Source organism: Geothrix paludis (assembly GCF_022808815.1).
Lineage (GTDB): Bacteria > Acidobacteriota > Holophagae > Holophagales > Holophagaceae > Geothrix > Geothrix paludis.
Window position 1 is genome coordinate 278,066 of sequence record NZ_JAKZLC010000003.1, and the last position, 17,599, is coordinate 295,664.

Annotated in this window: 17 protein-coding genes; 1 reads left to right on the top strand and 16 read right to left on the bottom strand. The window is 68.7% G+C overall.

All coding sequences use genetic code 11. The features are described 5' to 3' along the window. Position 1 precedes the first annotated feature (1 nt). From coxB to MLE64_RS09675, 16 genes are all read right to left on the bottom strand, one after another. Positions 2–958: a cytochrome c oxidase subunit II gene (gene coxB / locus MLE64_RS09600; RefSeq protein ID WP_243317520.1), complete on the bottom strand. Its 957-nt coding sequence runs from the start codon at positions 956–958 to the stop codon at positions 2–4. Between the two features lie 7 nt (positions 959–965). After that, positions 966–1,265, bottom strand: a complete 300-nt coding sequence (locus MLE64_RS09605) for a cytochrome C oxidase subunit IV family protein (RefSeq protein WP_243317521.1) — start codon at positions 1,263–1,265, stop codon at positions 966–968. A gap of 10 nt (positions 1,266–1,275) precedes the next feature. Next, positions 1,276–1,878, bottom strand: coding sequence for a cytochrome c oxidase subunit 3 family protein (locus MLE64_RS09610; protein ID WP_243317522.1), 603 nt, complete (start codon positions 1,876–1,878; stop codon positions 1,276–1,278). Next, positions 1,875–3,491, bottom strand: a complete 1,617-nt coding sequence (locus MLE64_RS09615; RefSeq protein ID WP_243317523.1) for a cytochrome c oxidase subunit I — start codon at positions 3,489–3,491, stop codon at positions 1,875–1,877. Before MLE64_RS09615 ends, MLE64_RS09610 begins: the two co-directional genes overlap by 4 nt. Further along, positions 3,488–4,354 carry an SCO family protein gene (locus MLE64_RS09620; protein WP_243317524.1) on the bottom strand — a complete coding sequence of 289 codons (867 nt, stop codon included), beginning with the start codon at positions 4,352–4,354 and terminating at the stop codon, positions 3,488–3,490. The genes MLE64_RS09615 and MLE64_RS09620 overlap by 4 nt, the downstream gene beginning before the upstream one ends. Further along, entirely contained in the window at positions 4,351–5,043 is a 693-nt protein-coding gene (locus MLE64_RS09625; RefSeq protein WP_243317525.1) for a c-type cytochrome, read from the bottom strand. The genes MLE64_RS09620 and MLE64_RS09625 overlap by 4 nt, the downstream gene beginning before the upstream one ends. After that, complete coding sequence (locus tag MLE64_RS09630; RefSeq protein WP_243317526.1) at positions 5,040–6,200, bottom strand: hypothetical protein; 1,161 nt, start codon at positions 6,198–6,200, stop codon at positions 5,040–5,042. The genes MLE64_RS09625 and MLE64_RS09630 overlap by 4 nt, the downstream gene beginning before the upstream one ends. After that, positions 6,197–7,339, bottom strand: a complete 1,143-nt coding sequence (locus tag MLE64_RS09635) for a quinol:electron acceptor oxidoreductase subunit ActD (protein ID WP_243317527.1) — start codon at positions 7,337–7,339, stop codon at positions 6,197–6,199. The genes MLE64_RS09630 and MLE64_RS09635 overlap by 4 nt, the downstream gene beginning before the upstream one ends. Continuing rightward, positions 7,332–8,738, bottom strand: a complete 1,407-nt coding sequence (nrfD, locus tag MLE64_RS09640) for an NrfD/PsrC family molybdoenzyme membrane anchor subunit (RefSeq protein ID WP_243317528.1) — start codon at positions 8,736–8,738, stop codon at positions 7,332–7,334. The genes MLE64_RS09635 and nrfD overlap by 8 nt, the downstream gene beginning before the upstream one ends. After that, positions 8,728–11,736: a TAT-variant-translocated molybdopterin oxidoreductase gene (locus tag MLE64_RS09645; RefSeq protein ID WP_243317529.1), complete on the bottom strand. Its 3,009-nt coding sequence runs from the start codon at positions 11,734–11,736 to the stop codon at positions 8,728–8,730. The genes nrfD and MLE64_RS09645 overlap by 11 nt, the downstream gene beginning before the upstream one ends. Positions 11,737–11,740: 4 nt before the next feature. Continuing rightward, a complete protein-coding gene (locus MLE64_RS09650) occupies positions 11,741–11,935 on the bottom strand; it encodes a hypothetical protein (protein WP_243295695.1) in 195 nt (64 codons plus the stop codon). A gap of 11 nt (positions 11,936–11,946) precedes the next feature. Next, the gene (locus MLE64_RS09655; RefSeq protein ID WP_243317530.1) at positions 11,947–12,510 is read right to left on the bottom strand and encodes a cytochrome c3 family protein; all 564 of its coding nucleotides are present in this window, start codon (positions 12,508–12,510) and stop codon (positions 11,947–11,949) included. A gap of 488 nt (positions 12,511–12,998) precedes the next feature. After that, entirely contained in the window at positions 12,999–13,622 is a 624-nt protein-coding gene (locus tag MLE64_RS09660; protein ID WP_243317531.1) for a Maf family protein, read from the bottom strand. Beyond that, positions 13,619–14,119 (bottom strand): GNAT family N-acetyltransferase, encoded by a 501-nt coding sequence (locus MLE64_RS09665; protein WP_243295698.1) that lies wholly within the window; start codon positions 14,117–14,119, stop codon positions 13,619–13,621. Before MLE64_RS09665 ends, MLE64_RS09660 begins: the two co-directional genes overlap by 4 nt. Then, complete coding sequence (gene lnt / locus MLE64_RS09670) at positions 14,119–15,621, bottom strand: apolipoprotein N-acyltransferase (RefSeq protein ID WP_243317532.1); 1,503 nt, start codon at positions 15,619–15,621, stop codon at positions 14,119–14,121. The genes MLE64_RS09665 and lnt overlap by 1 nt, the downstream gene beginning before the upstream one ends. A 2-nt stretch (positions 15,622–15,623) precedes the next feature. Then, positions 15,624–16,388 (bottom strand): TrmH family RNA methyltransferase, encoded by a 765-nt coding sequence (locus MLE64_RS09675; RefSeq protein WP_243317533.1) that lies wholly within the window; start codon positions 16,386–16,388, stop codon positions 15,624–15,626. Between the two features lie 152 nt (positions 16,389–16,540). Here MLE64_RS09675 and MLE64_RS09680 point away from each other — a divergent pair, with 152 nt between their 5' ends. Beyond that, a complete protein-coding gene (locus MLE64_RS09680; protein ID WP_243317534.1) occupies positions 16,541–17,467 on the top strand; it encodes an EamA family transporter in 927 nt (308 codons plus the stop codon). Positions 17,468–17,599 lie beyond the last annotated feature (132 nt).

Here is a 17,599-nt window from a genome sequence, read left to right on the forward strand (position 1 = left end):
CCTAGTTCAACGTCTTCAGGTAGCGCACGACTTCGGCGAGTTCCTGCTCCGTCATGGGCGTCTGGGGCATGGCGGGCGGATAGCCGCGCACCACCTGTTCCATGGGGTTGGTGATGGCCCGGCGCAGGTAGGCCTCGTCCACGGTGACGGCGCGCATGGCGCCCGCCACGAGGACCTCCTCCTGCCGGCCGTAGAGGGCCTTGAGGGTGGGGCCGACTTTCGGCTTGCCGTCCACCGAGTGGCAGGCCAGGCAGCCCTTGGAGGTGAGGACGGCGAGGCCCGGCGGCAGGTCCTTGAGGTCGGGATGGGCCTCGGCGGCGCGGATGGCCTTGCCGGGCTCGGGGGCGTCGTCGCTGCCGAAGTACCAGGCTTTGAACTCGTCCTCGGGCACCACCACGACCTTGCTCAGCATGAGGCTGTGGTCCACGCCGCAGATGACCGTGCACTCGATGTCATACGAGCCCAGCTTGGTGGCCTGGAACCAGGTGGTGTTGGTGCGGGCGGGCACGGCGTCGATCTTGAGGCGGAACGAGGGGATGAAGAAGCCGTGCACCACGTCGGCGCTGCGGACCTCCATCTTCATGGGCTTGTTGAGGGGGGCGAAGAGCACCTTGCTCTTCTTGCCGTTGGGGTATTCGAAGGACCAGCTCCACTGGCGGGCGGTGACCTTCACGGCCATGGCGTCCCGGGGGGCCTGGCGCATGTATTCGTAGTTGGTCCAGCCGTAGTAGAAGATCGAGAGGAACAGGGCCAGGGGAATGGTGGTCCACAGGACCTCGAGGCCCAGGTGGCCTTCGATCTGCTCGGCCTTCGGGTGGCGCTTCTTGCTGTAGCGCACCACGAAATAGATCATCAGCGCCGTGATGAAGATGAGGAACGCGACGGAGAGGCCGAACACGTAGAAAAAGACCGCGTCGGACTTCTGGGCCGATAGGGCGGCTTGGTTCATCCAGTCCATGGGTGCCTCAGTGGAAAGCGACGTCGGAGAAGAGCAGGGCGAAGAAGATCAGCAGTGTGCCCAGGGTGACCAGGACCACGATCTTGAGCAGCGGCCCCTCGTACTTCAGGTGCATGAAGAAGTAGAAGACCAGGCCGGCCTTGAGGGGCGTCAGCGTGAGCAGGCCCCAGACGGCGTAGGTCTGGCCCAGGTGGCTCACGCCCACCAGGGCGCCCGTGAGGATCAGCAGGGCCACCCACACCTTGATGAAGGTGCCGTAGCCGGGGTGGTTGGCGTGCTCGAGGGAGTGTTCGGCGTGTTCGCTCATGGTCCTTCCCTTACGCGGCCAAATAGAAGAGGGGGAGGAGGAAGATCCAGATCACGTCCACCAGATGCCAGTAGAGGCCGCTGTTTTCCAGGTGGATGTAGCGGTCCGCGCGGATGCGGTCCGTGGCCACCCACCAGAGCATGACGGAGAGGAGCGAGAGGCCGACGATGACGTGGAGCCCGTGGAGGCCCGTCATCGTGAAGTAGAGGCCGAAGAAGACCTGCTCCCCCGGCGGCAGCGTGCCCAGGTGCGGGGCGTTGGGATAGAGGCCGTGGTGGAACTTGGCGGCCCATTCGAAGGACTTGATGACCAGGAAGGTCAGGCCCAGGGCCAGGGTGGTGCCCAGGAAGGCCATGGCCCGCTTCTTCTCCGCCCGCTGGATGGCCACGATGGCGAGCACCACCGTGAGGCTGCTGGTGAGCAGCACCAGGGTGTTGATGACGCCCAGGGTGGCGTTCAGCTCGGCGCCGCCGTGGTGGAACTCGGCGGGGTACTTGTACCGCATGTACGAATAGCCGATGAAGAGGCCGCCGAAGAGGACGATCTCCGTCACCAGGAACAGCCACATGCCGAGCCGGGCGCCGAAGTCGTCGCGGTGGACGTGCTCACTCATTTGGACTCCTGCTCGAAGTGGTAGGGGCCGTGGGTGATGGTGGGGATGGCCTCGAAGTTCTCCTGGGGGGGCGGGCTGGGGATGGTCCACTCCAGCGTGACGCCACCCCAGGGGTTGTCCTCGGCCTTCGATCCCTTGAAGAGGGCGTAGATGAGCGTTCCGAAGAAGGCGAGGAGGCCCAGCACCAGGAACCAGCTGCCGACGGTTGCCACCACGTGCATGGTGTGGTACTGGGGCAGGTGGACGTAGTAGCGGCGGGGCATGCCCATCATGCCGAGGATCAGCATGCCGAAGTAGAGCATGTTGAAGCCGATGAACATGGGGAACCAGGAGGCGTAGATGGCCTTCTTGGAGTACATCTTCCCGGACATCTTGGGGAACCAGTAGAGCAGCGCCGCGAAGAAGGCGAAGCCGGTGCCGCCGAACATCACGTAGTGGAAGTGGCCCACGATGAAGTAGGTGTCGTGGATGTGGACGTTGATGGCCAGCGCCCCCTGCATGACGCCCGTGAGGCCGCCGATGGCGAAGAGGAAGATGAAGGTCAGGGCGAAGAGCAGGGGCGGCTGGAAGTCGATGCTGCCTTTGTAGAGCGTGCTCACCCAGTTGAAGACCTTGATGGCGCTGGGCACGGCCACGATCATCGTCAGCAGCGAGAAGAGCAGCGTGGCCAGGCTGCTCATGCCCGATGTGAACATGTGGTGGGCCCACACCAGGCTGCCCACGCCGGCGATGGCCATGCTGGAGAAGGCGATGGCCTTGTAGCCGAAGATGGTGCGCTTGGCGAAGGTGGGGATGATCTCGGTGATGGCGCCCATGGCCGGCAGGATCATGATGTAGACCGCCGGGTGGGAGTAGATCCAGAACAGGTGCTGGTAGAGTAGGGGATCGCCGCCCTTGGCGGGATCGAAGATGCCGATGCCGAAGAAGCGCTCGAGGATGACCAGCACCAGGGTGATGGCCAGGATGGGCGTGGCCAGGAGCTGGATCCAGGAGGTGGAGTACAGGGCCCAGCACATGAGCGGCATGCGGAACCACTTCATGCCCGGCGCCCGCAGGCGGTGGATGGTGGTGATGAAGTTGATGCCCGTCAGCATGGACGAGAAGCCCAGGATGAAGGCGCCGAACACCGCCAGGCTCACGTTGGTGCCGGTCTTCAGACTGAAGGGCGCGTAGAAGGACCAGCCCGTGTCGGGCGCGCCGCCGCCGGTGAACAGCGAGAGCACCGCGAGGATGGCCCCGATCATGAAGAAGTACCAGGACGCCAGGTTCAGTCGCGGGAAGGCCACATCCTTGGCGCCGATCAGGATCGGCAGGAAGAAGTTCCCGAAGACGGCGGGCAGGCCCGGGATGACGAACAGGAAGATCATGATCACGCCGTGGACCGTGAACAGGGCGTTGTAGGTCCGGGCGGTGATCAGGTGCTGGAAGGGCGTCAGCTGCACCAGGCGCATGAGGAAGCCGATGCCCACGCCGACGAAGAAGAAGCTGATCATCGAGTAGAGGTAGAGCACCCCGACCCGCTTGTGGTCCGTGGAGGTCAGCCAGGCCATGAGGCCCTTGCGGGAGCCCGTGTCCACCAGGTAGCTGGGCTGGGCGGTGGCGTGGGTGGTCATTCGGCCTCCTCGGACTTGGTCTTGCGGCCCCGGCGGACGAGGAAGACCACGAAGATCAGGGCCGCCAGGATGGTGACGGTGGCGCTGATGGCCGTGGTGTTCAGGACGTACCTGCGCCCTGCGGGGTCATAGCTGAAGCAGAACTTCAGGAACTTGTTGATGGTGGGCTGGGCCTCGCCGCGCCCGGCCTCCTGCGCCGCCAGCTGGAGGTCCGCCGGCAGGTAGGTGACGCCGTACATGTAGCGCGTGACCTTGCCCTGGGGGCTGATGAAGATGATGGCCGCGGCGTGGACGAAGTCCTCGCCCACCCGCTTGTACCTGAAGCCCACGGCGTCGGCCAGGGCGCGGCTGGCGGTGGCGGGGCCCGTGAGGAAGCGCCAGGCGGCGGGGGGGAAGGGCCGGGTGAGCTCGCCCAGGTAGTTGGTGCGCTTCTGCGCGGCCATCTCGGGCGTGTCCCGCTCGTCGAAGCTGACCGTGAGGACCTGGAAGTCCTTGCCGGGGATCGCCTCCGTGCGGTTCAGCACCTCGACCACCCCATTGAGCTGGGGCGTGCAGATGCCGGCGCAGCGGAAGTAGTTGAGGGTCAGGATGGTGGGCTTGTCGATGAGCTGGCGCAGGGTGACGGGCTGGCCGTCCTCGCCGTTCAGGACCAGGTCCAGCGGCAGGGTGGCGCCCAGCTTCTCGTCGATGCCCACTTCCTGGGGGGTGAAGGCGGGGGCCGCTGGGCCTTCAACGGCTGCGGGCGCCGGGGCCGGGGCGGGTGACGGCGTGGACTTGGTCGCCTGGGCCGCGGCTGGGAGGCAGAGGAGCGCCGCGGCGAGGGTCAGAACGGAGAAGGAGGTGCGGAGCGGGCGGAAGGTCATGGTCGGCCTTGGGGATGGGCCTCGGCGTACTCCCGGCAGAGGATGTCCACGGCGCGGGAAACGGGGATGCGGTTGGGGATCACTTCACCGGCGCTGGCGAAGAGCTTCTCCATGGCGGCGGTGGCCTTCGGATCGCTCGTGCCGTGGTCGAAGGCGCCCAGCGACTGCACCACATGGACGAGCGCCATGCGGTCCCGCTTGGAGAGGTCCGTGTAGGCCACCATGGAGCTGCCTTTGATGCCCTCGTTCAGGGTCTTGTAGATGTCCTCGATCCGGGTGCCGTTCTTCCAGCCCGCGTTCTGGGTGAAGTTGCGGGGCATGGGGTTGAGGCCCTTCCCCGCCGGCCCGTCCCCCTTGCCCTCGGGACCGTGGCAGCTGGCGCAGGTCTGCGCGAAGATCGCCTTGCCGCGGGCCATGAGCTCGGGATTGGGCGTCATGACCGTCTTGGGGTCGATGGGCGGGATGACCTGCCGGGCCTGGGCGGGGTAGTCCGTGGGGTCCAGCCAGCCGGTCTCGCCCTGCACGGCCTGGATGGGCACGGCGTCGGGCTGCGTGTGGGCCTGGTAGCGCAGGCCGGGCAGCACGGTGAAGCCGAAGAAGGCGGCGATGAAGATGAAGCAGATCACCACCAGCAGGGCGGACAGCAGGCGCTTCAGCTCGTCGGGGGAGAGGTAGTCTTGGATCTTCATAGCCGGAACTCCAGGCCCTCACGGAGGAAGGGATCGCCGACGGGCATGTCCTCGCCCTTCTGCATGGCGCCGCGGGCCCAGAGCAGGATCCCGCCCAGGAAGAAGAGGGCGAAGCTGAGCTCGGGCCAGGAGAACCTGGGGCTGGCGCCGAGGATGGGGAAGATGAGCCAGTAGATGTCGAGCACGTGGGCCCCGAGCATCAGGTAGGCCACGCGGCGCAGGCGCCGGGGATCCTTCTTCGAGTCCCGGGTCACCAGGGCGAAGAAGGGCAGCACGAAGTGCAGGCCCGCCAGCACCAGCGTGATGAGGTGCCAGGAGCCCTGGAGGCGCACCTTGTACCAGATGACCTCGTCCGGCAGGTTCGCGTACCACATGAGCATGTACTGGGCGAAGCCGATGTAGGACCAGAACACCGTGAAGGCGAAGAGGAAGCCGCCCAGGTTGTAGAGATGGTCGCCCCGCACGCCCTCCAGCCGGCCCTGGTCCTGGAGGTGCAGGACCGCCAGGGCCGTGGCCGCCAGGCCGCTGAGGAAGGCGCCGGCGAAGACGTAGACGCCGAAGATGTCGCTGTACCACTCGGGCGTGAGGCCGGAGATCCAGTCGAAGGCCACCAGCGTCACCACCAGCGCGAAGATGGCCATGAAAGCGGGGGCGAACTTGCGGGCCTTGAAGTTGAACGCCGGATCCTTCGTGGCGTCCTGCTTGAGCGAGCCGCCCACCAGCACCCAGAGGCCCAGGAGGCAGAGCGCCAGGGCCACGACGGTGCGTGCGGAGAAGAAGGGCATGCTCAGCCAGAAGGCCTTGCCGGCCAGGAGCGGGTGATGGGCCGCCTCGGGCCGGGCGCCGGGATAGAGCACCGGGATGGCGCCCAGGGCGATGAGGCCGACGGGGATCGAGGGGATCAGCAGGGTGGCCAGGCGCTCGGGAATGCGCCGGATGGGCACGCTCCACTTGGCGTTGACCAGGTGCTCCAAGGCCACGATGAACAGCGAGCCCAGGCCCAGCGTGAAGAGGAGCACGAACCAGAAGACCCAGTTGGCCCAGAAACGCTCGGGGCCGGCGGCGGCGTAGCTGCCGAGGACGCCCAGGGCGCCCAGGGCCACGGCGCCCCATAGCCAGGAGGCGGGGAGGTTGGAGGCGTTCTTGTCCTGGCTCATCGCGTGGCCACCTTCAGATCCTCGTCCTTGGCGTTCTGGGCACGCTGGAGGGCGCGCACGTAATCCACCACGGCCCACCGCTCCCGCTCGGAGAGGTAGGGGGCGTGGGAGGGCATAGAATTCTTCCCGTTCACGATGGCCCAGTAGATCTTGCCGTCCGGGTAGTCCAGGAACTGCTGGGCCTGAAGGTTGGCGGGCTTGGCGCCGTAGGCCGCCGTCAGGCTGCCCACGCCATTGCCTACGGCGCCATGGCACACCTCGCAGCGGTTGGTGTAGACCTTCTTCCCGAGGGCGAAGACCTCCGGGGTGCGCGGCAGCGGATTCACCAGTGAGGCCGCCTCCTCCTGGGTGCCCGTGGCCGTGGGCAGGTAGCCCCGGGCCACGGTGCCCGGCACCGGCTGCTGCATGCCGTGGCCGTCCTTGAAGAAGTCGGAGGCTTTCTGGGCGTTCAGCCGGGGCTGCTCGTGCATGTATTTCATGGGGGCCAGCACGGGGAACCACTTGGTGGCGAAGTACATCGCCAGCCCCGCCACCACGCAGGCGATGAAGATGCCGCCCAGGGTGCGCAGGATGTAGTCGCTGGTGAGGAAGGGGCTGCGATCCGGCGCAGGCAGGGCCTCAATCTCGATGGCGCCGGCGGCCTGGAGGGTCCGGGCGGCGGCGGCGCTGTCGAAGGCCTCGCTCTCGGCCTCCACGGCCAGGACGTAGCGGTCCCGGGTGATGCCCTTGATGGACTTGGAGGAGAGCACGGGGTGCCCGAAGAAGGGCAGCTTGTTCAGGAGGAACAGCATGCCCAGGCCGGCGGTGAAGGTGGCGAAGAGCACCGTCACTTCGAACATGATGGGGATGAAGGCTTCCCAGGAGCCCGCCCCCTTGCCGCCGGTGATGATGGGGTAGTCGATGGCGCTGATCCAGTACTGGAACCCGAAGGCCGTGATGGCGCCCAGGATGCCCATCACCAGCACCATGCCGCCCAGGGGGGAGCGGCGGAGGCCCAGGGCCTCCTCGATGCCGTGGATGGCGTAGGGCGTGTAGGCCTCCACGGTGCCGAGCTTGGCGGCGCGCGCCTGGGGGATGGCCTTCATGAGGGCGTCGGGCGTCTCGAAGACGCCGAGGACGGCGTAGGACGTCTCAGGCATGGTGGTCGTCTCCATGGTGAGAGGGCTGGGCGCCGGGCAGGATCGCCTTCACCTCGGTGGTGGCGATGACCGGCAGGACCCGGGCGAAGAGCAGGACGAGCGTGAAGAAGATCCCGAAGGTGCCCAGGAGGACGCCGAAGTCGATCATGGTCGGCTTGTAGATGCGCCAGGCGGAGGGCAGGTAGTCCTGGTGCAGCGAGACCACGATGATGACGAACCGCTCGAACCACATGCCGATGGTCACGCCCACGGCCACCAGGATCATCCAGAAGTAGCTGGCCCGGGCCTTCTTGAACCAGAGGATCTGCGGGATGAAGATGTTGCAGCTGATGGTCACCCAGCCGGCCCAGCCGTAGGTGCCGCTGATGATGTTCATGAAGCCGTGGTGGAGGTACTCGTTCATGGAGTACCAGGCCGTGAAGCCCTCCATCATGTAGCTGTAGCCCATGATGCAGCTCATGGCGAGGATCACCTTGTTCATCACCTCCAGGTGACGCATGGTGATCAGGTTCTTGAGCTGCATGGTCTCGCGCACCACCACCAGCACCATCACCACCATGGCGAAGCCGGCGAAGATGGCGCCCGCCACGAAATAGGGCGGGAAGATGGTCATGTGCCAGCCGGGCACCACGGACGTGGCGAAGTCGAAGCTCACCACCGAGTGCACGGAGAGCACCAGGCCCGTGGCCAGGCCGGCGAGCAGCAGGTAGGCCTTCTCGTAGTGCTGCCAGTGGGAGGCGGCACCGCGCCAGCCCATGGCCAGCACGGTGTAGATGACCTTCCGGACCTTGCCGGTCGCCCGGTCGCGCATGGAGGCGATGTCGGGGATGAGGCCCAGGTACCAGAACATCAGGGACACGGAGAAGTAGGTGTTCACCGCGAAGACGTCCCACAGCAGCGGCGAGCGGAAGTTGGTCCACAGGGCGCGCTGGTTCGGGTAGGGGAAGAGCCAGTAGGCCAGCCAGGGGCGGCCCACGTGGATGAGCGGGAAGATCACGGCGCAGATGACCGCGAAGATGGTCATGGCCTCGGCGAAGCGCGCGATGGCGTTGCGCCAGCGTTTGCGGAAGAGGAAGAGGATGGCCGAGATCAGCGTGCCGGCGTGGCCAATGCCCACCCAGAACACGAAGTTGATGATGTCGAAGGCCCAGAACACCGGGCTGGTGTTGCCCCAGGCGCCGATGCCGGTGGCAAAGACGTAGCCGATGCAGCCCACGCCGATGCCGAGGGCCGTGAGGGTGACGGCCAGGGCGATGTACCACTGCTTCGGGGGCTTCGTCTCGGGGAAGGCCAGGACCTGGTCGTCCAGGCTGCCGGGCGTGACCACGCCCACGGTGAGCGCGGGCTCGATCAGGGCCTCGGGGATGTCGCCGGCCAGGATGGCGGCATCAGGCTTCATGGTGACCTCCCACGGTGGCCTCAACGGCGGGGTTCTTCAGATCGGCCAGGTAGGTGATGGCGGGCTTGACGCCCAGCTCTTCGAGCACGCGGTAGGCGCGGCTGGCGGCCACCAGCTGGGAGACCTTGCTCTTGGGGTCCTTCAGGTCGCCGAAGACGATGGCGTCCGAGGGGCAGCCGGCCATGCAGGCGGTGGTGATCTCGCCGTCGAGGATGGCGCGTCCGTCGCCCTTGGCACGGATCTTCACGTCGTTGATGCGCTGCACGCAGAAGGAGCACTTCTCCATGACGCCGCGGGGGCGGACCGTGACCTCGGGGTTGTTCGCCAGGGTCTCAGGCTCGGTCTTGTAGGCCGTGTACTCCAGGAAGTTGAAGCGGCGCACCTTGTAGGGGCAGTTGTTGGCGCAGTAGCGGGTGCCCACGCAGCGGTTGTAGGCCATCTGGTTCAGGCCTTCGGGGCTGTGGTTGGTGGCGTTCACCGGGCACACGTTCTCGCAGGGCGCGTTGTCGCAGTGCTGGCACAGCATCGGCTGGTGGACCACCTTCGGGTTCTCCAGCTCGCCTTCGTAGTAGCGGTCGATGCGGATCCAGTGCATCTCGCGTCCGCGGGCCACCTGCTCGGGCCCCACGGTGGGCACGTTGTTCTCGGACTGGCAGGCCACCATGCAGGCGGAGCAGCCGGTGCACGCGGCCAGGTCGATGACCATGCCCCACTTGTGGTCGGGGAACCGCTGCTCTTCGTAGAGGGTCACCAGCTCGGGCCCGTGGTGGTGGCCCTGGGGGTCGTGGGCGAACTCGTCCATCGTGAGGGAGCGCACCAGGTCGCGACCCTCCATGCGGTGGTGGCTCTGGGTGCGGGAGAGTTCCTTCTTCCCGCCGGCCTTGGCCAGCTTCGCGCCGCCGCGGACGTGGGCGCTGGCGGGATCCAGGCCCACCAGGGGGAAGGCGTTGACGCCCATGCCCTTGGCCACGCCGCCGGTGGTGCGGCCGTAGCCCAGCGCCAGGGCCAGCACGCCCTGGGCCTGGCCCGGCTGGATGACCGCGGGCAGGCGCAGGGTGGCGCCGTCCAGGGAGAGGCTGACCCAATCGCCCTCTTCGAGGCCCAGGGCCTTCGCGTCCTGCACGGAGACGGCCACGGGGTTGTCCCAGGTCATCTTGGTGATGGGATCCGGCGTCTCCTGCAGCCAGCTGTTGTTGGCGTGGCGGCCGTCGTGGGTGGCGAAGCCGGGGAAGAGCACCAGCTCGAGGCCGTCAGCTTTCGCGGCGGTGGCCTTCTTGGCGGCGGCGGCCACGGAGGCGCCCTTGAACACCGGCGCAGAAGCCTTCGCATCACCCTTCACCAGGCCGTCGTGCAGGGCCTGCTCGAAGGAGGTTCCGAAAGGCAGCTCCTTCTTCCAGCGGACCTGCAAGTAAGCGTGGTAGCCGTCGGGAACAGTGGCGCCGAGCGCCTTCAGGAGGCCCAGGAGGAGGTCCTCACCCTGGCGGGTGTCGTAGAGGGTGCCGATGGCGGGCTGCTGGAGGACCGCAGCGCCGGGCGTGGCGTAGTCGCCCCAGCTCTCCAGCCAGTGGTTCTCCGGCAGCAGCAGCTGGCACTGGGCGGCGGTCTCGTCCTCCACCTGGCCGATCCAGGCCCGGAAGGGCACCTTGGCCACGGCTTCCTTCCATTGGGCGGCCTTCGGGTAGGTGTAGGCGGGGTTCACGTCCCAGAAGAGGACGGCGGCGTAAGCGCCGGAGGCCATCTTCTGCGCGGCGGCCTCCAGATCCTTCACCGTGGCCAGGGGCTCGGCGGCGCGGACGGCCACGGCCTCGGAGCCCAGCATGGCGTTCAGCAGGTGGGAGGCCTGGTGTGCTTCGGCGGGCATCTGGGCCCCGCAGAGCACCACGGCGTTCCGGCCGGCGGCCCGGAGGTCCTTCACCAGGTTGGACCAGGTGGCTGCCGGAATGCCCGCGGGGGCGCCCGCGGGAATTCCGGATAGATCCGTGCCAGCGGGCAGCGCCACGCCCTTGGCCGCCAGCTCCTTCGCCAGGGCGAAGGCCACGGCGCCGAGGCGCGAGGGCGACACGGGCACGCGCTGATCGGCGTTGGTGCCGGTCAGCGTGAGGGGGCCTTCCAGCACCCAGAGACGGTTGATCTCATCCTTCGCGCTCTTCAACCTCCGCTTGGCGCCCCAGGCGGCCTGGGCTTCGGGATCCTCGCCGTTCAGGAAGTCCGCGCCCAGCGACAGGATCACCTTGGCCTTGTCCAGCCGGGGCTGGAGATCCACGGCCTGGCCGAAGCTGGCCTGGGCGGCCACCTCGGCGGCATCGCCCACGGCGGGCTCATAGGCCAGGTACTCCAGGGTGGGCAGGGTGGTCTTGAGGTCCGCCAGCAGGGCCTTGCGGCTGGGCGAAACCACGGCCCCGGAGACCAGCAGCACGGGCTTGCCCGCGGCCTTGGCGCCCCGGAGCGCGCCGTGGAGCTGGGCTTCCACGTCCGCCCAGCTCGCCACATGGCCCTGGGCCTTGGGAGCCCGGAGGCGGTCGGGATCGTAGAGGCGCAGCACGTCGGCCATGACGCGGGGGCTGGTCTTGCCCTTCACGCCGGGATGCTCGTCGTTGCCCGTGAGGTGGATGGGGCGGCCCTCGCGGGTCTTCACCAGCACGGGGTAGACGCGGCGGCCCTCGTGGGTGGCGCTGGCGTAGTAGTTGGCCACGCCGGGGACCACCTCCACCGGGCGCTTGGTGTAGGGCACCACGGTGCCCTGGCCCTTGCGGTCGCAGGCCACGGTGGCGGCCAGGGCAGCGGCGGCGCTCACCAGGCCCAGGAAGTCGCGCCGGGAGACGCCGTTCTGGGGGGGCAGGCCATGGACGTCGTCGTAGTCAGGGCCGGTCGGGATGGCGCCGGGCAGGAACTCATCGTGGGCGGCCCGCTGGGCCTCCGGCGTCTCGATGCGCTCCTCGAGGGTGCGCCAGAAGCGCGGGGTCTCGATGGGGCCGTGTTCGGGAAGTCGTGTCTTCATGGGGTCATCCGCGGCGCTTGATGGCGTGTTCGGGGGGCGTGATGGGGATGCGGAGGGGAACCGCTTCCGGCGGCGTCTCCGGAGGGGTCTCGCGGTCCGGGCGGAAGACGAGGCCCAGGGCCTCCCGGCCCAGGAGGAGCGGGCCCGCCAGCAGGGCGGCGGCGCGGTCGAGCAGCGGCTTGCGGGTCTCGTCGGCCATCGTCGGAGCTCCTAGCGGTGGCAGGCGGCGCAGTTCTCGGCGCCCCGGGTGATCTTGGAGCCGGCGGGCAGCGCGGCGTGGGGATCCCGGTGGCAGGCCAGGCAGTTGCCCATGCGCATGCCCATCTCGCGGGTGACCACCTTCATGGTCTGCACCTCGCCGTGGCAGCTCTGGCAGGTGATGCCGGCGTTCACGTGGGGTCGGTGGTCGAAGAAGACGTGATCCGGAAGGGTGTGGACCCGCTGCCAGAGCATGGGCTCGCCGGAGGCGGCGACCTTCGCCAGCTTCTGGATGGCCGGCCGGTCGGTCCGGGTCACCTTGTGGCAGCTCATGCAGAGGTCGACGCTGGGGATGCCCGCCACCCGGGACTTGTCCACGCCGGAGTGGCAGTACTGGCACTGCATGCGGAGGGTGCCGGCGTGCAGTTCGTGGGAGAAGGGGATGGGCTGCTCGGGGGCGTAGCCCTTGGCGAAGCGGTCCGGCTGGGTGAACCAGCCCACGGTGAGCACCGTGAGAAGGACCGCCACGGCCCCGGCCGGCAGGACGAAGCGGAACGCTCGGTCGAATTGGTGCATGCACAACCCCTGGAAAGTTCGGATCCGCGCAGTGGCCGGAGCCAGTGGGGACTGAAGGGACGGTGGGACGCGGGACGGATCGGAGGTGATGGCCAGGGATTCTGGCAGGTGCCGGGCGAGCCGGAAGGGATTCCTTCCGGGTGTCGGCGTCTCCGTCCAGAGAATGTCGGCGGAGCGGCGTCTGAAGTAAGACGACACTCGTGTCCAGAGGACTTGGTCACGCTGGGGCGACATTCGGCAAATTTGTGTCGCAAGTCACCATCATAGATCAGTGCCACAGGATTGTTTATCCCTTTTTTCTGAGGCAGATCCAGCGACTAAGGGGATTATCCGGTGTTCTATTTCGAGACCTGTGGAGGTGGCGATTTCCTCCAGGTCAGAGGCCGTCGAGACGAGGCCGGCTCCGCCTCCGCACCCGAGGTGGCGCATAACCTCCCGGAACCTCTTCTTTGTCAGGGGTTTGGGATTTTTCGCGGGGTCTGACCACCCTACCTGGGGAAGCCCATCCAGGGTTTCAGGAGCCCCAGCTGGAGGAAGAGGGCGCCCATGCGCTCCACGGGCAGGCCCATCACCGTGGAGAAGCTGCCCTCGACCCCCTCGATGAACAGGGCCCCGATGCCCTGGATGGCGTACGAGCCCGCTTTGTCCATGGGTTCGTGGGTGCCGATGTACCAGCGGATCTGGGCCTCGGTGAGGGGGCGGAACACCACCTGGGCCGTGTCCACGAAGCTGTGGACCTGATCGTTCCGCTGGAGGCAGAAGCCGGTGTGCACCTGGTGGGCGCGGCCCTGGATCAGGCCCAGCATCCGCACGGCGTCCTCCGCGTCGAGGGGCTTGTTGAGCGTGTGATGGTCCACGGCCACGGTGGTGTCCGCGGCCATCACCCAGCGGTCGGGATTGCGGCCGGCCACCACCTCGGCCTTCAGCTCCGCCAGGCGCAGCACCAGGTCGCCGGGCTCCTCGTCCAGCAGGGGCGTCTCGTCCACCTCGGGCGCCTGGATCTCGAAGGGGATGCGCATGGCCTCCAGCCAGTGGCGCCGGCGCGGACTGCTGCTGGCCAGGATCAGGGGCTTCAGGGCGGCCTCGGGGAGGCCGGGGAGGGTTTCGCTCACCGCAGGCCCCGTTGCTCGAGCTCGGCGATGCCCACCCGCATGTGGAAGCTGTCGACTTCCTGGCCCAGGCGGAAGCCGAAGCGGGGGTAGAAGTTGGCCGCGTCCCGGGTCTCCAGGACGAAGCGCTGCACCTCGCCCGTCCAGGGGTGGCGCAGGGCCCACTTCACCAACTCTGTCGCGACGCCCAGGCCCATGAGGTCCCGGGCCGTGACCACGTCGTAGAGCTTGGCTTCGTAGGCGTGGTCGGACCAGAGCCGGGTGGCACCCACCAGGCGGCCGCCTCGATGGCCCTCGGGCACGAGCCGGGCCGTCAGCAGGCGCGAGCAGGCCAGCAGCCGCCGCCACTGGCCGATGGTGCGGTCCGCGGTCCAGTAGACCTCTTCCGCCTGGAAGAAGATCTGGAGCTCGCGGGGGTCCACGCTCCAGGTCTCGTCGAAGAAGGCCACGGTGCCGTGCGGGGTCGAAAGCGGCTCGGGTACGAGGAGATCGCGGTCCATCAGGCCTTCCGGGCTAGGGCCTTCCAGCCTAGCAGTACCGTTCCGAGCGCCAGTCCCGCCATCAGCCCCGGCAGCAGCCAGGCGGAACGCGCGGGGGTGTGCACCGGCCGCCAGGTCAACGCCACGGCGTAGGCTCCTTCGCTGAGCGGCTCGCCCCAAAGCTCGAAGCGGCCGTCCTCCCGGAACACGCCGGACTTCCCCGTGAGTGTGGCCCGCAGCAGGGGGACGCCCAGCTCCGTGGCGCGGAGGCGGATCTGGGCGGCATGCAGGTCCGTGGCGATGCTGCGGTCGAACCAGCCGTCGTTGGTGTGGTTGCTCAGCAGGTCCGCGTGGCCCAGTTCGAAGCCCCGGCGGGTGCGCTGGGTCAGGAGGGCCTCGCTGCAGATGAGGGGATGCACGTGCAGGTCGCCGGCGGGGGTGGGCACGGCGAAGGCGCAGCCCTCCTTGAGTTCCCCGGCCTCCTGGGACACGAAGCCCATCTTCCCGTCCATCCAGCGGCGGAAGGGCTCGGGGCCCGGCGTGCGCTCGCCGAAGGGCATGGGCTCCGTCTTCGCGAAGACGAAGGGGGGCCGGCCGGCGGCCTCGCCCCGCACCAGGTTGTAGGGACCTCCCTCGGTGCCGAAGAGCCAGGCCACGCCCCGGGACACGGCCTCGGCGGAAAGCCGCAGGTCCGGGTGGCGGTCGTCCCGGCCCAGCACCGAGCTCTCGGGCCAGAGGAGCAGGGTGGCGCGCCCGGCCCTCGGCCAGTCCCGGGCCTTCAGCAACGCGTCGCTGCGCCGCCACATCTCCGCTTCCATCCCCGGCCAGCGCACGCCAGCGGGGAAGTTGGGCTGGATCATGGCCACGTCGAGGGCCCGCTCCCCGTCGCGGGGCAGCAGAAACCAGGCGCCTCCCAGCAGGAACATCAGACCCACGGCGAAGCCCGCCCCCGCCAGGGTCCGCCGGGGAGAGGCGCCCTGGGCCAGGTGGGCGGCGGTCCAGGCCCCGGCGCCCCAGGCCAGGGCCGACAGGCCCGAGGCGCCCAGGAACGCGGCGGAGCGCGCCGGCCAGGGCAGGGAACCGAAGGCGGCGCCCCAGGTCCAGGGGTAGACATGGAACCCCCAGGTCTCCCATCCCATCAGGAGGAAGGCGGCCACGCAGGCGGCGGCCAGGGGCCCGATGCGGCGGAAGGCCCAGCGCGATCCCAGGGCCACCAGCCAGAGCCCCGTGGCTTCCCAGAGGCTCAGCAGGACCGTCCCCAGCAGGGCCAGGCCGAAGGGCAGCCCGCCCTTGGAGGCCAGGGTCTGGGGCACCCACTGGTAGAGGAGGAGGAGGCCGCCCAGGATCGCCGTCCAGGTCCACACCGCGTGGCGCCCCTTGAACAGGCCTTCCAGCAGCAGCACGGGGAAGAGCAGCGCCAGGGCCGGCTCCAGCCAGCCCCCCAGGGCGCCGGGGAAGCGGAAGGCGAGCATGAAGATGCACGCCAGCACGGCGGTTTCGAGGGGACGGAGGAGGGAAGGCATCTTCAAGGTCTGGACCTTCTCGCCACTTCGTAGCACGCGATGCCCGCCGCCACAGCGGCGTTGAGACTCTCCACGCCCTGGATGGGGATGGCCAGGCGCCGTACGGCCGGGGGCAGGTCCACCCCCTGCCAGCCGTGGCCTTCGCTGCCCACCCAGAGGCGCAGGGGTGCTGAAAGATCGGCCTCGGCCAGGGGCACGGCGCCGGGGCCGCCGTCCAGGGCGTACCAGCGGCCTTCATCCGGCTCCAGCCGCGCCGCCCGGCGCAGGGGCATCAGGAAGGCGGCACCCATGCTGCCGCGCAGAGCCCTGGGGTGGAAGGGATCTGCGCAGCCCGGCCCCAGCAGGGCCTCCTGGAAACCGAAGGCGGCGGCGCTGCGGAGGAGCGCGCCGAGGTTGCCCGGATCCTGGATGCCCCAGGCGCCGATGACGCGCTCGGCCAGGGGCCCGGCGGGCTCGGGGCCCAGGTCCATCAGCAGGGCGTGCTCTGGCGGACTGCCCGCGTCGGCCAGCTCCCGCATGAGGGCTTCGCCGAGCACCTGGGTTTCCGCGCCCAGGATGGCCTCCAGGGGGTGGGGGACGGCCTGCTCCAGCCTCAGCCAAAGGGCCGGCTGGAGCCGTTTTCCGGCTGCGGTCCGCCGAGTTTCGGCCCAGGCCTCAATGAGCTTCGAGCCCAGCAGGAGCGTGGCCTCGCGGCGGGCGCCGCCCGGGCGGAGGCGGGCCAGGAGCTCCTTGAAGCGCGGATTGGCTTTGCTGGTGAGGGTGGGCATGGGGACCGGGTCCGGGGACATCACGGGACGCCCCCACCCTGGGGATGGCAGCGCCAACATGAGCATCATGCCAGGGAGCCGGTCCGCCTCCTCTGAAGAAGGCCGCGCCGTGCCCCGCGATGCCCTCCTGGGTGCCGCGATACCCTGCTGGGATGGATGACGACGCGAAGGACCCGGCCACCGGGGGTTCAGACACAGGCCTGGGGCTGGGCTTCCTCCTGGTGGCCATCTCGGGGATCTGCTTCGGCCTCCTGCCCATCTTCAACCGCCAGGCGGCCGCCCTGGGCTTGGGACTCCCCACCTTCCTGGCGGTGCGCTTCCTCGTGGCTGGAGGCGCCCTCTGGCTGTGGCTGCTCCTGCGGGGCGTCCGCTTCACCCTCACGCCGACCCAGATCGCCGGCTTCGTGGGCATGGGCGCCCTCTACGTGGTGGAGAGCGGCCTCTATTTCGCCAGCTCCCGCCGCATCCCCGTGGCTCTCACGGCCCTGTTGCTCTACCTCTACCCCGCCATGGTGGCCCTGTGGGAGGTCCTGGCCGGGCGGCACCGCCTGGCGGGCCGCGACCTGATCGCCCTCATCGCCTCGCTGCTGGGAACGGCCCTGGCCGTGGGCGCGCCGGGCCGGGGCACGGATGTCCTGGGCCTCGTCATGGGGCTCGCCACGGCCTTCGGGTACACCGCCTACATCCTGCTGGGCGCGCGCCTCCAGAAAGGGGTGCCCTCGCTGGTCGCCAGCGCCTGGATCATGTCCAGCGCGGGGCTCATGTACCTGGTCCTGGCCCTGGGCTCTCACCGGTGGGAGCCGGCCCTGGCCCTCCGCGCCTGGAAGCCCCTGCTGGGGCTGGCCGTGATCGGCACCTTGCTGCCCATTCCCCTGCTTCTGGCTGGCATGGCCCGGGTGGGCGCCGCCCGAGCCTCGGTCGTCAGCACCCTGGAGCCGCTGGCCGCCTGCCTGTTCGGGGCCCTCTTTCTCCATGAGATCCTGCTGCCCTGGCAGTGGGTAGGCGCGGCCCTGATCCTCGGGGCGGTGATCCTCCTCTCCGTGGAGCGGCGGCCGGACGAGCCCCTGGCGGAGCGGTGATTCGGGCGGGTGGTCTGTTGGGCTCTCTCCGGGCAGGACCGGAGGCCCGTTTCCCCGGGGTCGTCTGCCGGGAGGCTGCCCTCTGGGGGGCCCATGGGCCCAGGTTCCCCGTGGGATCTGGGATGGATCAAA

Excerpts from the sequence above, each read along its gene's own strand:
- coxB (WP_243317520.1), bottom strand. The coding sequence starts at position 958 with ATGGACTGGATGAACCAAGCCGCCCTATCGGCCCAGAAGTCCGACGCG.
- MLE64_RS09605 (WP_243317521.1), bottom strand. The coding sequence starts at position 1,265 with ATGAGCGAACACGCCGAACACTCCCTCGAGCACGCCAACCACCCCGGC.
- MLE64_RS09610 (WP_243317522.1), bottom strand. The coding sequence starts at position 1,878 with ATGAGTGAGCACGTCCACCGCGACGACTTCGGCGCCCGGCTCGGCATG.
- MLE64_RS09615 (WP_243317523.1), bottom strand. The coding sequence starts at position 3,491 with ATGACCACCCACGCCACCGCCCAGCCCAGCTACCTGGTGGACACGGGC.
- MLE64_RS09620 (WP_243317524.1), bottom strand. The coding sequence starts at position 4,354 with ATGACCTTCCGCCCGCTCCGCACCTCCTTCTCCGTTCTGACCCTCGCC.
- MLE64_RS09625 (WP_243317525.1), bottom strand. The coding sequence starts at position 5,043 with ATGAAGATCCAAGACTACCTCTCCCCCGACGAGCTGAAGCGCCTGCTG.
- MLE64_RS09630 (WP_243317526.1), bottom strand. The coding sequence starts at position 6,200 with ATGAGCCAGGACAAGAACGCCTCCAACCTCCCCGCCTCCTGGCTATGG.
- MLE64_RS09635 (WP_243317527.1), bottom strand. The coding sequence starts at position 7,339 with ATGCCTGAGACGTCCTACGCCGTCCTCGGCGTCTTCGAGACGCCCGAC.
- nrfD (WP_243317528.1), bottom strand. The coding sequence starts at position 8,738 with ATGAAGCCTGATGCCGCCATCCTGGCCGGCGACATCCCCGAGGCCCTG.
- MLE64_RS09645 (WP_243317529.1), bottom strand. The coding sequence starts at position 11,736 with ATGAAGACACGACTTCCCGAACACGGCCCCATCGAGACCCCGCGCTTC.
- MLE64_RS09650 (WP_243295695.1), bottom strand. The coding sequence starts at position 11,935 with ATGGCCGACGAGACCCGCAAGCCGCTGCTCGACCGCGCCGCCGCCCTG.
- MLE64_RS09655 (WP_243317530.1), bottom strand. The coding sequence starts at position 12,510 with ATGCACCAATTCGACCGAGCGTTCCGCTTCGTCCTGCCGGCCGGGGCC.
- MLE64_RS09665 (WP_243295698.1), bottom strand. The coding sequence starts at position 14,119 with ATGGACCGCGATCTCCTCGTACCCGAGCCGCTTTCGACCCCGCACGGC.
- lnt (WP_243317532.1), bottom strand. The coding sequence starts at position 15,621 with ATGCCTTCCCTCCTCCGTCCCCTCGAAACCGCCGTGCTGGCGTGCATC.
- MLE64_RS09675 (WP_243317533.1), bottom strand. The coding sequence starts at position 16,388 with ATGCCCACCCTCACCAGCAAAGCCAATCCGCGCTTCAAGGAGCTCCTG.
- MLE64_RS09680 (WP_243317534.1), top strand. The coding sequence starts at position 16,541 with ATGGATGACGACGCGAAGGACCCGGCCACCGGGGGTTCAGACACAGGC.